We start from the raw sequence: 14011 nt of genomic DNA, 5'->3' as shown, positions 1-14011 counted from the left end.
CCTCAATCCTTGGTGCGCAGGCATCGCTGCACATTGTCCATCAGGGATGTCTGTTGCTCGCGGGTGGCGGCGACCGCCTCCTGCCAGGCCGGTGAGTTGCTGAGTTGTTCCCCACCGCGAGCCAGCATGAGCACATAGCTGATCAGATCGTCTTCACGGTCCAAGCCTTGCTCGCGTGCCTGATCCAGATAGTGCTGGATCAGGCCAATCCGCGTGCCGTGGCAAGCGGCAGCCAAGGCCGGGCAGGACGGCTCGCCCTTGAGCAACTCGGCAACCTGATAGCTCAGCGGGTCACCCGCCAATGCAGCCCAACACGCTTCGTTCAACGTGATTGGCGGGAAGTGCGTGGATTGGGGCTGATCACCGCCGGAAATCTGCAGCCACAAACGCTTGTTCGGGTGTGCGACGGGCGCCCACCAGTGATGGATGGGCGCCAGCCATTCGCTTACACCGGGCAGTTCACGGTGCGTATCCAGCACTTGCAAGGCTGCAGCGGTGTGAAAGCGCAGGAGGTACGAATGGCCGTCAGCACCCGTGACGATGTTGGCGTGGCTTAAATGCCGCGCAAGCCGGTCGGGGGGGAGGGCGCTGACTATCCATCCGCATACTGAGCCCGGTGCGCCCTGTTCAAGTTGCCATTGAAAATCATACTGCGCCGAGACATCCGAGCCCGGACGCGAACCAAACAACCAGGGGCCTGCTGTGCGCAGGTTGCTGAACTGTGCTTGCTGCAGTAGTGGCCAGCAGCGGTCGGCGTAGTGCCCGGTCAGTCTTTCCTGCACCTCGGGAGTCAGATTGGCCATTTCCACGATGGCGCTCAGGCGGTAACGGTCGGATGCTCGCAGCACCTCGACCATTGCTCTGACAAATGGGCTGGGCATCAGCTTGCTCCTTCCATGCGAATCATGTTGTGGCCGTCGGCGATCGCTTTCAGCAGGCAGCTGAGGCAAATGGGTTCGCCGGGATCAGGTACACCAGAAGTCGAAGTGATGCGATTGCTACCTGTAGCCTGCTGGCTGACCGGTCCTTTGAACGCCAGCGCCACGCCGTCCAGCGTGACTCCGGCGCCATCGATTCGCAGCAGGCCTGCTGGGCTCCTGATCGTCAGGCTTTCACTGACCTGTATGTCATAGACCTTCGTGGTGTGCCGGATAGCTTCACCCGTTTTCAGGTTGTGGTGACCGGCCACGACCTGTTCCAGATGGCCGCCGATTTCTACCGTGTGGTTGGCCTTGGTGATGTCCTGGCGGTGGTTGCCTACCTGTTCGATTCGATCCTTGCCTGTGGTGATCGTGTGGGTGCGACCAATGCTCAGGCTGTCGTCGTTGCCGATTTCCTGTACCCGGTCCTGGCCAATGCCGACGGACTCGTCACGGGCTACTTCTTCGAGACGGTCCTGCCCAATAGAAATTGTCTCGTCCCGTTCCACGCGTTCCGTGCGGTCATTGCCCACCCGCGTGGTTTCGTCGTGCTTGACGATGTTGTTCTGGTCCCGCTGTGCATGGATGAACACTTCCTCCTTGCCCAGTTCATCCTCGAAACGCAGTTCGTTGAAGCCTTTGCCCTTGTGGGTCTGGCTCTTGATGGTCATGCGTGTCTTGTGCTTGGGCAGGTCATACGGCGGCAGCTGATTGCCACAGTAGGTGCGCCCGGTGATCATCGGCTGGTCCGGGTCGGCGTCGACGTACTGGATGATCACGTCCTGGCCGATGCGCGGAATGGCCATCGAACCCCAGCTGCCGCCGGCCCAACCCTGTGACACGCGCACCCAGCAGGAGCTGAACTCGTTGTCCTGGCTTTCCCGGTCCCAGGGGAAGCTGACCTTCACCCGGCCCCATTGGTCGCAGTAGATCTCCTCGCCCTTGGGCCCCACCACCGTCGCCATCTGCGGGCCGTCGATGCGCGGCTTGGGTAGCGGCGCCGGGCGCCATTCGGTTCTGCCGGGCACCAGCACGGCTGCCTGCGTGTAGCGAGTGCCTTGCTGGGCACCCGCAGCCTCTTCCTGAAGGCTGGTGAACTGGCTGCCTTCGTGGTGCACGCGGGTTACCCGCCAATGCATGTTCAGGTCTTTGCGCGGGTGCTCGATCAGGGTGAAGCTCAGCCCCGGCTGCAGGCGTACATCGTCGCCTTCCACCTCGGCCATGCGGGCGTCATGGCGCCAGGCTGTGATGCGGGTGGCGGTGAAGGGGGCGCCGACGGCCCCGCGCTTGTAGCGACCGGGGTAGTCGAAGCGCTCGTACGTGGTGGACTGGTGCTTGAGGTCGCTGCCATCGGCACGCTGCTCCTGGCGGTAGGCGGGGTGGGTGAAGGTGTAGTCGCGCTGCACCTGGCGCGCGGTACGTACCTGCTCGCTGTAACGCAGGCGGCGCAGGCACGGCCTGGCCTGGTCGCCGCCGCTGTTGGCGTGGTACAGCACCTGGTTTAGGGTCAATGTCGTCCTGCTCGAAGAAGCCTTCGTCCTCCTCATCGCCCTTGATGGCACCCTGGCTGATCTGCCCCAGCCCCAACAGCCGGTCGGTGATGAGCAGCCTGTGCAGTTTCGGCGTGTGCTCGAAGCGGTAGACGAAGCCCTCTTCGGCGGCCAAGCGGGTGATGAAGTCGAGGTCGGTTTCACCGGCCTGCACGCAGAACTCGCGAACCTGGTGGTCGTCGTTCCTGCTGTACAGTTCGAAATGGGGTACGCCCTGATGCTTGAGCATGATTTCAAGGATCTGCGGCACGGTTTTCTGCTGGAAGATGCGCCAGTTCGAGCGCAGCCCGGCGCGGGCCAGCACGGGTTCGACCAGGGCGCGGTAACGGGTGCGATGGAAGCCCGTCTCACCCTGGCTGAAGGTGCTGACCAGGCCGTGCACGTAGCGCAGCGGGCGCTCGCCACGCCAGATCGTGAACAGCACCGGCTTGTCGAGCAACTGGCCAAAGTCGACATCGTCTTCGGAACTGACCAGTTCCAGCTTCAGCTGGAACGGCGTGCTGATGGCTTCGTCCAGTTCGAACGCCACCACTTCGAATTCACTCCGGCCCACCAGCGGCTGGAAGGTAAAGCTCAAATCGGATTGGCTAGGCATGTGGCGTCCCCCGCTACTGCTGCAGAATCGCGTCCAGCGATTCCAGGACTTCGGCGGTGAGCAGGTCGAGGCGGTAGCTGTAGTAGCTGTAAGCGCAGACCATGGCGAGGGCGGAGATCACCAGCGGGCTCCACCAGGGCCACTCCCAGCGTCGCGGGCGGTGGGGGCAATGAACGACGTTGCTGTAGGGGTCGCACAGCTCTTGCGGCGTGGGGCCACGCAGTTCGCGGATGACCGTGTGCATGCGCGAGATCAAGGCTTTGATGATGTCTTCGCATTTGGGGTCCAGCGCATGCTTGCCCCTGAGGCCCAGGCAAAAGCAGTAGTACAGGAACTCCAGTACATCCTGGAATTCCCTGGGCGCCTGCATGACGCGTTCGAGCAGCACGAAGATCTTCTCGCCGCCCTGGGTTTCGTCGTGGAAGATGCTGAGCAGCGGCTCGTGGCTCCAGCACGAATTGTTGCCCCAGGGGCGGCTCATCACGGCCTCGTCCAGATACAGGCACAGGGCATAGGAATAGACTTCCTGGTGCGCGATGGGGTACCCGTGCTGCTGGATTTCTTCGCGAATGTTGCTGACCTGGTTTTGCACGGTCCTGTGCACGTAGGCGAGGTTGGGCAGGTCATCCAGGGTGCGCAGGCGAATGACCAGCCCGAACAGCGGGCTTGCCGCGTCGAGCATCAGGTTTGCGAAGCCGCCACGCAGCTGGAACTCCGGGTCGGCGGGGTAGCCGGGTAGATTCGTTACGAGTTGAGGATCAGCGCCGGTACGAGACTTTTGGGTTTCCTCGATATCCTCAAGCAGGACTGGTTTTTTCTTGACCGGCACCGGTTTGTCAGTGCCATCGGACAGTCTGGACATCCTTAATCCTCGTCAATTAGCAGGGCAACTTACGCAATGGCCGCGGACTTCCCATGTGATCGAGCGCAAGCAATTTGCGAAAGCCTGAAGACTAACGAGGAATCAATTTCTATGGGAGATTGAAACTTCCTAAAGAGATGTAGGAAGTTTCGCTCCAGATTATTTTCAAAATATTATTCGCAGGCAACGGGTCGGTGCTTTGGTATATGTCGCGGTTGTTTTGTGTGGCTGCTGGTGCCTCTGCCACGAGGGCCACGGCACAGCAGCGGCCAGTAGTGCAGGGCTGTTTTCAGGTGCCAACGCAACGCGTATATATGAAGAGCCCTGCAGTTGCCCAGGTCGTAAGCCAAACAAAAATCCAGGCCCAGAACGTTTGGGACATATAGCGCCGGTTCTTCAGCGCGCGGGTAGTTCTATATAGCAACCCGATCAGCACAATTGCCAGCAGCAACTTACGTATGTCCACAGCGGTGGCGTGCCACGAAATACAGCGCTAACGCGTTAGACCCGGTGGAGGCGTGGTCACCCGGCCATCACCTGCCTTGCTCCAAAGTGAGCGTCGACACCCTAGGCAGCGGGATATCCGCAGAGAGTGAGGTAGATGGGAAAGACCTTTACCCGCCGGCAGTGTCTTGGCGGCTCAGCTTGTCATATGTCAAGCATGAAACCGGTTTCAAAACATTTCCGAACGCGCTAGATTATCCGGCTGTCTTCTTGATGGCCTATCAAGATCACCTCCCACAGAAAATCAGATGGCGCTTATCAAGGCCGCCGCACAGCCGATGAGGATTCGCAATGCCTGAGCATGCTCCAGACAACCCGCGCAGGGATTTTCTGCGCAAGACCTTGACCCTGATCCCCGTGGTTACCGTGGCCAGCACAGGGCTTGGCGTAGGCGCCAGCCAGCTGCTTGCGGCCCCCCAACCGCATCAGCAACCGAACGTGCCGGCCACGCCGCCTGCGGGCAACTATCAACCGACGTTCTTCAGCGCCGAAGAGTGGGCGTTTGTACAAGCTGCGGTATCGCGCATCATCCCGGCTGATGAGCTTGGCCCCGGCGCACTCGAAGCCGGCGCCGCCGAGTTCATCGACCGCCAGATGAACACCCCCTACGCGACTGGCGCGCAGTGGTACATGCAAGGCCCGTTCAACGCCGACGCCGTGCCCGAGCTGGGCTACCAGTTGCAGCTCAGCCCGCAACAAATCTATCGCCTGGGCATCGCTGCCGTGGACGGCTGGTGCAAAGCCAACGGCGGGCAAGTTTTTGCCGCGCAAGATAGCGCTACCCGAGACCGTATTCTCAGCAAAGTCGAGGCAGGAGAGCTGGTGTTCGACACCGTCCCGGCGAAGGTGTTCTTCAGCCTGTTGGTGCAGAACACCCGTGAGGGGTTCTTCTGCGACCCGATTCATGGCGGCAACAAAGGCATGGTCGGCTGGACCCAGATTGGCTTCCCCGGTGCCCGCGCCGACTTCATGGACTGGGTCGAGCGTAACGAGCCTTACCCGTTCCCGGCTGTATCGATCCGCGGCGAGAGGGCCTGAGGCATGGCGACTGTGTTGAACAAAGTGGATGCGGTTATCGTCGGCTTCGGCTGGGCTGGCGCGATCATGGCCAAGGAACTGACCGAGGCCGGGCTGCATGTGGTAGCCCTGGAGCGGGGGCCGATGCAGGATACCTACCCGGAAGGCAGCTACCCGCAAGTGATCGATGAGCTGACTTACAGCGTGCGCAAGAAGCTGTTCGTGGATGTGTCGAAAGAAACTGTCACTGTCCGCCACAGCGTGAATGACGTGGCACTGCCCAATCGCCAGCTCGGTGCCTTCCTGCCGGGCAAGGGCGTTGGCGGCGCAGGCCTGCACTGGTCGGGCGTGCACTTCCGGGTAGACCCGGTCGAGTTGCGTCTGCGCAGCCATTACGAAGAGCGCTACGGGCGCAAGTTCATCCCTGAGGGTATGACCATCCAGGACTTCGGCGTCAGTTACGAAGAGCTGGAACCGTATTTCGACTTTGCCGAAAAGGTCTTCGGCACCTCAGGCCAGGCCTGGACCGTCAACGGCAAGGTGGTGGGTGAAGGGAAGGGCGGCAACCCGTACGCGCCGGACCGCTCCAACCCGTTCCCGCTGCCCGCGCAGAAGAACGTGGTGTCGGCCAGGCTGTTCGAAAAAGCCGCCACCAGCCTGGGCTACAAACCCTACAACCTGCCATCGGCAAACACCTCCGGGCCTTACACCAACCCCTACGGGGCGCAGATGGGGCCGTGCAACTTCTGTGGTTTCTGCAGCGGCTACGTGTGCTACATGTACTCCAAGGCCTCGCCCAACGTGAATATTCTGCCGGCGCTGCGCCAGGTGCCCAACTTCGAGTTGCGGCCCAATGCCCATGTGCTGCGGGTAAACCTGGACGACAGCAAGCGCAAGGCCACTGGCGTGACGTACATTGATGCGCAGGGGCGCGAGGTGGAGCAGCCGGCGGAGCTGGTGATCCTGGCGGCGTTCCAGTTCAACAACGTGCGCCTGATGCTGCTTTCCGGCATCGGCAAGCCCTATGACCCAGTCAAGAACGAAGGTGTGGTCGGGCGTAACTTCGCCTATCAGAACATGGGCACGGTCAAGGCGTTCTTCGACAAGAACACCTACACCAACAACTTCATCGGCGCGGGTGGCAACGGCATTGCCATCGACGATTTCAATGCCGACAACTTCGACCATGGCCCCCACGGCTTTGTCGGCGGCTCGCCGATGTGGGTGAACCAGGCCGGCAGCCGGCCGATTGCCGGCACCTCCAACCCGCCGGGTACGCCGGCCTGGGGCAGTGCCTGGAAGAAAGCCACGGCCGACTACTACACCCACCAGGTGTCGATGGACGCCCACGGCGCCCACCAGTCCTACCGTGCCAATTACCTGGACCTGGACCCCACCTACCGCGACGCCTACGGCCAGCCGCTATTGCGCATGACCTTCGACTGGCAGGAAAACGACATCAAGATGAACCAGTTCATGGTCGACAAGCTGAGCAAGATCGCTCAGGCGATGAACCCCAAGGCCATTGCCGTGCTGGGCAAGCAGGTCAAGGACCACTTCAACACCGCCAGTTACCAGACCACTCACCTGAACGGCGGTGCGATCATGGGTACCGACCCCAAGACCAGTGCCCTGAACCGCTACCTGCAAAGCTGGGACGTGCATAACGTGTTCGTGCCGGGGGCTTCGGCGTTCCCGCAGGGCCTGGGTTACAACCCGACCGGGCTGGTGGCCGCGCTGACCTATTGGTCTGCACGTGCCATTCGCGAGCAGTATCTGAAAAACCCCGGCCCGCTGGTCCAGGCCTGAGGAGCGATGAGCATGAAGACAATGTTGATCGCAACCCTGCTGCTGGGTGCCACCGCGGCCGTACAGGCCTTGGCGAATGACGATGCACAGGTGCGCCAGGGCGAGTACCTGGCCCGCGCCGGTGACTGCGTGGCCTGCCATACCGCCAAGGGCGGCAAGCCCTTTGCCGGCGGCCTGCCAATGGAAACCCCTATCGGCACGGTGTACTCCACCAACATCACCCCGGCGGCCAGCGGCATTGGCCAGTACAGTTTCGAAGACTTCGACCAGGCTGTGCGCAAGGGTATCGGCAAAGATGGCAGCACCTTGTACCCCGCCATGCCATACCCGTCCTATGCACGGGTCAGCGAGCAGGACATGCAGGCGCTGTACGCCTACTTCATGAAAGGCGTGGAGCCGGTGGAGCAGGCGAACAAGGCTACTGACATTCCCTGGCCGCTGAGCATGCGTTGGCCGCTGGCAATCTGGCGCGGCCTGTTCGCACCAGAGCCCAAGCCCTGGCAGGCATCGGCGGCAGCCGACCCGGTGGTGAACCGTGGTGCTTACCTGGTCGAAGGCCTTGGGCATTGTGGCGCCTGCCATACACCGCGTGCGCTGACCATGCAGGAAAAGGCGCTGAGCCCTGCAGATGGCGAGCAGTTCCTGGCCGGCAGCGCACCGCTGGAAGGCTGGATTGCGAAAAACCTGCGTGGCGATCACAAGGACGGCCTGGGCAGCTGGAGCGAAGCGCAGCTGGTGCAGTTTCTGAAGACCGGGCGCAGCGATCGCAGCGCGGTGTTCGGCGGCATGAGCGATGTGGTCGAACACAGCATGCAGCACATGAGTGACGCCGACCTTACCGCAATCGCCCGTTACCTGAAGACCCTGCCACCGAGCGACCCGAATGACCAGCCGCACGTCTACGACAAGCAGGTGGCGGATGCGCTGTGGAAGGGTGATGACAGCAAACCCGGGGCGGCGGTGTACATAGACAACTGTGCGGCCTGCCACCGTACCGACGGCCAAGGCTACACCCGCGTGTTCCCGGCCTTAGCTGGCAACCCGGTGGTACAGACTGCAGATGCCACGTCGCTGATCCACGTGGTGCTGGCGGGGGGCACGGTGCCGGCGACGCACACCGCGCCGTCGAACTTCACCATGCCGGCGTTCGGTTGGCGCCTGAGCGATCAGGAGGTAGCCGAGGTGGTGAACTTCATTCGCAGCAGTTGGGGTAACCAGGGCAGCGCCGTTACGGCCGGTGATGTGAAGTCGCTTCGCTGACCTATCCAGCTGCACCCTGATCCACTGTGGGACCGGGTTTACCCGCGAATGCGATGTCGAAGCTACCGACGCATTCGCGGGTGAACCCGCTTCAATTTGTTTTTGGTTGAAATTGTCTTTGCATCAATCATTTAATTTTCTTATCTAATCTTGAATATCATCTTTGTTTCATCATTGCCGACCAACGGCAGGTTGACGAACTGCCGTAGTTTTGCTGTATTGAAACCGGTTTCATCGCTATCACAATAATCATAAGGACAGCCCATGACCGACGCGCCTGCCCATGCCCGCGAACGGGTCACCATCAGCGAAGTAGCGCGTGTCGCTGGCGTTTCCAAAGCCACCGTCTCCCGTTACATCGGTGGCGATCGCCAATTGCTGGCCGAAGCCACGGCCAAGCGCCTGGCAGATGTCATCGAACGCCTCGGCTACCGCCCCAACCAGATGGCCCGCGGCCTCAAGCGTGGCCAGACGCGACTGATCGGCATGCTGGTGGCCGATATCCTCAACCCCTATTCAGTGGCCGTGATGCATGGCGTGGAAACCGCCTGCCGTCAGCACGGTTACAGCCTGGTGGTGTGCAACACCAACCGCGACGACGAGCAGGAGCGTCACCACCTGGTGGCCCTGCAGAGTTACAACGTTGAAGGGTTGATCGTGAACACGCTGGGGCATCACCCCGGCGAATTGCTCAACCTGCAGCGTGACATCCCCATGGTGCTGGTCGACCGCCAATTGCCCGAGCTGAATGTCGACCTGGTCGGCCTGGACAATGCCGACGCCGTCGAGCAGGCCCTCGACCATCTGCAAGCCCAGGGTTACCGCGATATCCTGGCGGTCAGCGAGCCCCTCGATGGCACCAGCTCACGGCTGGAGCGGGTGCAGGCATTCGGCGCGTCGGTCAGCCGTCGGCCCGGCATGCGTCAGCAGGTACTGGAAATCAGCGCCGGGCTGCAGGGCCAACTGGCTTCGTTTCTTGCCAGCCGTGGCCATGGCCCGCAAGCAATCTTCACCTTCAACGGTATTGCCACCTTGGCGGTGACCCGAGTACTGCACGAGGCCGGGTGCAACCTGTTTGCCGACGTCGGGCTGATCGCCCTCGACGACCTCGACTGGTACCCCTTGGTCGGCAAAGGCATCACTGCATTGGCCCAACCCACCGAGCGTATCGGTGTGGCGGCATTCGAAAGCCTGCTCGGTCGCCTGCGCGGCGACAGCGGGGCAGCCCGACGCATCGACTTCAAGGCCAACCTCATCATCCGCGGTTCAACCCAACCCCAGTAACCAACGGCAGGCCTGCACCTGCTACTGCCGATTAAAAATGAAACCGGTTTCATAAGGATAAAAACAATGCACCCGAACCCCGTTTCCATCAGCCTCTCAAGCTACGGCGCCGAATTTGTGCGGCAACGTGGCCAGGAGCAGTTCCTGGACATGCTGGCAGCCGCTGGCGTCAGCCGAGTGGAATTGCGCGAAGAATTGTTTGCCAGTGCACCGGACGCGGCTGCACTCGGTGCGGTCATAGCCGCACTGCGCCTGGAATGCCTGTACTCGACCCCCCTTGAATTGTGGACCGCGCAAGGCGTGCCCGACCCGCTACTGGTGCAGAAGCTGGAAACCGCTCGGGCGCTTGGCGCGGTGGCGCTGAAGGTATCGCTGGGGCATTTCGATGAGCACTGCGATGTGATGGCACTGGCGGCGCTGCTGCCTGCCCATGGGCCGCTGTTGCTGGTGGAGAACGATCAGACCGCACAGGGTGGCAGGATCGAACCGCTGCTGCAGTTCTTCAAGCGGGCCGACACGCTTGGGCTGCGCCTGGGCATGACCTTCGACATCGGCAACTGGCAGTGGCAAGGCGAGCCTGCGCGGCAAGCCGCACGGCAACTGGGCCGTTGGGTGCGCTATGTGCATTGCAAGGCTGTGCAGCACCGGGCCGATGGTCGCCTGGTTGCCATACCGCCCCAAGCGGCGGACCTGCAGGCGTGGGCAGCGCTGATGGCCGAGTTCGCGCCCGGCGTGGTGCGCGCCGTCGAGTACCCGTTGGTTGGCGAAGACCTGCTGGCGCTGACCCGAGCCCAGGTGCGGAGCCTGGCTGCACTGGGCGCGGGGGAGGAGGTGGCCCATGCATGAGCATGACGTGCTGTGCTTTGGCGAAACCATGGCCATGTTCGTTGCCGAGCAGACCGGCGACCTGGCCAGTGTCGGCCAGTTCGGCAAACGCATCGCTGGCGCGGACAGCAACGTGGCCATCGGCTTGGCTCGCCTGGGTTTCAAGGTGCGCTGGCTGAGCCGTGTTGGTGACGATTCGCTGGGCCGTTTTGTGCTCGACAGCTTGCGCCACGAAGGCCTGGACTGTTCCGGTGTCGAGGTGGATGCCAGCTACCCGACTGGTTTTCAGCTCAAGGCCCGTTGCGATGATGGTAGCGACCCGGCAGTGGAGTACTACCGGCGCGGTTCGGCAGCCAGCAGGCTGTCGCCCGCGCTGCTTGGCCCAGCCTGCCTGCAGGCTCGCCACCTGCACGCCACCGGCATCCCGCCGGCGCTGTCCGACAGCTGCTGTGCGCTGTCCCACGCACTGATGGACGCCATCCGGGCAGCCGGGCGCAGCATCTCGTTCGACCCCAACCTGCGCCCCTCGCTGTGGCCGGATCAAGGCAGCATGGTCCGCGAAATCAATGCCCTGGCGGCGAAGGCCGATTGGGTTTTACCGGGCCTGGAGGAGGGGCGGTTGCTGACCGGCCAGCATACCCCGGCGGACATCGCCGCGTTCTACCTCGACCAAGGGGTGGAACTGGTGGTGATCAAGCTGGGCGACGCCGGCGCCTATTTCCGCAGCGCCAAGGGCGAAGGGCAGGTAGCACCCGTGCCGGTCAGCCGTGTGGTGGACACCGTCGGTGCGGGTGATGCCTTTGCCGTCGGCGTGCTCAGCGCGTTGCTGGAGGGCCGCGCTGTGCCCGCAGCAGTGGCGCGTGGCAACTGGTGCGGCAGCCGCGCCGTGCAGTCGCGCGGCGACATGGAAGGGCTGCCGTTGCGCCACGAGCTGGAGGCCTACGACCTGCGCAGGAGCGCGTGAGCCAGCCAACCCCGAATCACCTGTTGCAACAAAAAAAACAAGCTCAGGAGAACCAAACCATGCAAAGCCAAAGCCTGGCACCTCGCCGCTGGTGGTACATCATCCCGATTGTGTTCGTCACCTACAGCCTGGCGTACCTGGACCGCGCCAATTACGGCTTCGCCGCCGCCTCCGGCATGGCCGAAGACCTGCACATCACCCCCGTGCTGTCTTCGCTGTTGGGTGCGCTGTTCTTTCTCGGTTACTTCTTCTTCCAGGTGCCCGGCGCCATCTACGCCGAAAAGCGCAGCGTGAAGAAGCTGATCTTCGTCTGCCTGATCCTGTGGGGCGGCCTTGCCACGCTCACCGGCATGGTCAGCAACGTCTACATGCTGATCGGTATCCGCTTTCTGCTCGGGGTGGTAGAGGCCGCCGTCATGCCGGCCATGCTGGTGTACCTGTGCCACTGGTTCACCCGTGCCGAGCGCTCGCGCGCCAATACCTTCCTGATGCTCGGCAACCCGGTGACCATCCTGTGGATGTCGGTGGTTTCGGGGTACCTGATCAAGCATTACGACTGGCGCTGGATGTTTATCATCGAAGGCCTGCCTGCCGTGATCTGGGCGTTCTTCTGGTGGCGCCTGGTGGATGATCGCCCGGCCCAGGTGAAGTGGCTGAGCGATCAGGAGAAGGCGGCCCTGGCGCAGGCACTGGCTGCCGAGCAACAGGGTATCAAGCCCGTGAAGAACTACCGCGAGGCGTTCCGCTCGCCGCAGGTGATCATCCTGGCGCTGCAGTACTTCTGCTGGAGCATTGGCGTGTATGGCTTCGTGCTGTGGCTGCCGTCGATTCTCAAGCAGGCCGCGAATGTGGATATCGTGCAGGCCGGCTGGCTGGCCTCGGTGCCGTACCTGGCGGCGGTGCTGGCGATGGTGGGTGTGTCCTGGGCGTCCGACCGCCTGCAAAAGCGCAAGCGCTTCGTCTGGCCGCCACTGTTGATTGCCGCCGTGGCGTTCTATGGCTCGTACGCGTTGGGCAGCGAGCATTTCTGGCTGTCGTACGCGTTGCTGGTGGTTGCCGGCGCCTGCATGTACGCACCCTATGGCCCGTTCTTCGCGATCGTGCCCGAGATCCTGCCGGCCAACGTCGCAGGCGGGGCCATGGCGCTGATCAACAGCATGGGCGCGCTGGGCTCGTTCGGCGGCTCGTGGCTGGTGGGCTACCTGAATGGCGCTACGGGCGGGCCAGGGGCCTCTTACCTGTTCATGTGCGGCGCGCTGCTGACCGCAGTGGCACTTACCGCCGCACTCAATACATCCCAGACGTCTGGCCGGGCCAAGCGCGGTAGCTCGCGGCTGGCCATGAACCCATAGGAAAACTGCAATGAAGAAGCGAATCGTGCTGTACAAACGCCTGTCCGACGACTTGATGGCACGCCTGCAAGAGCGCGTTGAGGTGACCTGGGTGGATACCTCTCTGCCCGATGGCCTGGCCCGCCTGCGCGATGCGTTGCCGGGGGCTCACGGGTTGCTGGGGGCCAGCCTGCGCCTGGATGCCAGTCTGCTGGACCTGGCGCCTCAGCTGGAAGTGGTGTCCAGCGTTTCGGTGGGCGTGGACAACTACGATGTTGGCGAACTCAGCCGGCGTGGCGTGATGCTGACCAACACACCTGACGTGCTCACCGAAACCACTGCCGACACCGGCTTTGCCTTGATTCTGGCTACCGCCAGGCGGGTGGTGGAGCTGGCGAACTGGGTGCGTGACGGCCATTGGCAGGCCAACCTGGGGCCGGCGCATTTTGGCTGTGACGTGCATGGCAAGACCTTGGGCATCGTTGGCATGGGCCGCATCGGCGAAGCCTTGGCCCGGCGCGCGGCAGCTGGCTTTGGCATGCGCGTGCTGTACCACAGCCAACGCCCAAAACCGCAGGTGGAGGCACGCCATGCAGCACGTCAGTGCAGCCTTGATGAGTTGTTGCAGCAGGCAGATTTCGTGTGCCTGACCGTGCCGCTGAGCGCCAGCACCGAAGGCCTGATCGGCGCACGGGAACTGGCGTTGATGAAGCCTGAGGGGATACTGGTGAACATCTCACGCGGGCGCGTGGTGGATGAGCAGGCGCTGATCGAAGCGTTGCGGGCCAGGCGCATACGTGGCGCGGGGCTGGATGTGTTTGTGCAGGAGCCGCTATCAGTAGACTCGCCGCTGTTGCAGCTCGATAACGTGGTAGCGACACCGCATATTGGCTCCGCGACCGAGGAAACCCGCCAGGCCATGGCGCGTTGCGCGGTCGACAATCTGCTGAGCGCGCTGGCCGGTGAGCGGCCGGCGAATTTGGTGAATGAGGTGTGCAGGACGTGAGAACAAGGGGCCGCTATGCGGCCCATCGCCGGCAAGCCAGCTCCCACAGGGTTCCACAGGCCTGAGCCTTGCGCAGTCCCTGTG

The 14011-nt window shown here is 62.6% G+C and carries 10 protein-coding genes and 2 pseudogenes; 8 read left to right on the top strand and 4 right to left on the bottom strand.

The window, feature by feature from the left end; translation table 11 throughout:
• Window positions 1-2 precede the first annotated feature (2 nt).
• The 4 genes and pseudogenes from ACN6NG_RS15145 to ACN6NG_RS15130 all read right to left on the bottom strand — a co-directional run.
• Window positions 3-881: a DUF4123 domain-containing protein gene (locus ACN6NG_RS15145; protein WP_474314837.1), complete on the bottom strand. Its 879-nt coding sequence runs from the start codon at window positions 879-881 to the stop codon at window positions 3-5.
• Window positions 881-3065 (bottom strand): annotated as a pseudogene (locus ACN6NG_RS15140) (type VI secretion system Vgr family protein). The gene ACN6NG_RS15145 and the pseudogene ACN6NG_RS15140 overlap by 1 nt, the downstream one beginning before the upstream one ends.
• A 13-nt stretch (window positions 3066-3078) precedes the next feature.
• Window positions 3079-3927, bottom strand: coding sequence for a type IVB secretion system protein IcmH/DotU (icmH, locus tag ACN6NG_RS15135; protein ID WP_353455732.1), 849 nt, complete (start codon window positions 3925-3927; stop codon window positions 3079-3081).
• 261 nt (window positions 3928-4188) lie between these two features.
• Window positions 4189-4460, bottom strand: a pseudogene (locus ACN6NG_RS15130) (phosphatase PAP2 family protein); the annotation flags it as partial.
• 262 nt (window positions 4461-4722) lie between these two features.
• On the opposite strand from ACN6NG_RS15130, the gene ACN6NG_RS15125 reads away from it, so the two are divergent.
• The 8 genes from ACN6NG_RS15125 to ACN6NG_RS15090 all read left to right on the top strand — a co-directional run bounded on the left by ACN6NG_RS15125 (window position 4723) and on the right by ACN6NG_RS15090 (window position 13927).
• Entirely contained in the window at window positions 4723-5469 is a 747-nt protein-coding gene (locus tag ACN6NG_RS15125) for a gluconate 2-dehydrogenase subunit 3 family protein (protein ID WP_474314835.1), read from the top strand.
• Window positions 5470-5472: 3 nt separating this feature from the next.
• Window positions 5473-7257, top strand: a complete 1785-nt coding sequence (locus ACN6NG_RS15120) for a GMC family oxidoreductase (RefSeq protein ID WP_474314832.1) — start codon at window positions 5473-5475, stop codon at window positions 7255-7257.
• A gap of 12 nt (window positions 7258-7269) precedes the next feature.
• Window positions 7270-8517, top strand: coding sequence for a c-type cytochrome (locus tag ACN6NG_RS15115; protein ID WP_474314830.1), 1248 nt, complete (start codon window positions 7270-7272; stop codon window positions 8515-8517).
• A gap of 264 nt (window positions 8518-8781) precedes the next feature.
• Window positions 8782-9801 carry a transcriptional regulator PtxS gene (ptxS, locus tag ACN6NG_RS15110; RefSeq protein WP_474314828.1) on the top strand — a complete coding sequence of 340 codons (1020 nt, stop codon included), beginning with the start codon at window positions 8782-8784 and terminating at the stop codon, window positions 9799-9801.
• Window positions 9802-9867: 66 nt separating this feature from the next.
• Window positions 9868-10647 carry an AP endonuclease gene (locus ACN6NG_RS15105; protein WP_474314826.1) on the top strand — a complete coding sequence of 260 codons (780 nt, stop codon included), beginning with the start codon at window positions 9868-9870 and terminating at the stop codon, window positions 10645-10647.
• Window positions 10640-11590 (top strand): sugar kinase, encoded by a 951-nt coding sequence (locus ACN6NG_RS15100; RefSeq protein ID WP_474314823.1) that lies wholly within the window; start codon window positions 10640-10642, stop codon window positions 11588-11590. Before ACN6NG_RS15105 ends, ACN6NG_RS15100 begins: the two co-directional genes overlap by 8 nt.
• 59 nt (window positions 11591-11649) lie before the next feature.
• A complete protein-coding gene (locus ACN6NG_RS15095; protein WP_016499836.1) occupies window positions 11650-12942 on the top strand; it encodes an MFS transporter in 1293 nt (430 codons plus the stop codon).
• 10 nt (window positions 12943-12952) lie between these two features.
• On the top strand, window positions 12953-13927 hold the full coding sequence (locus ACN6NG_RS15090) for a 2-hydroxyacid dehydrogenase (protein WP_197898788.1): 975 nt from the start codon (window positions 12953-12955) through the stop codon (window positions 13925-13927).
• Window positions 13928-14011 lie beyond the last annotated feature (84 nt).

It is taken from the genome of Pseudomonas sp. TSO6, from assembly GCF_056098905.1.
This window is presented reverse-complemented; position numbering and strand designations above follow the sequence as displayed.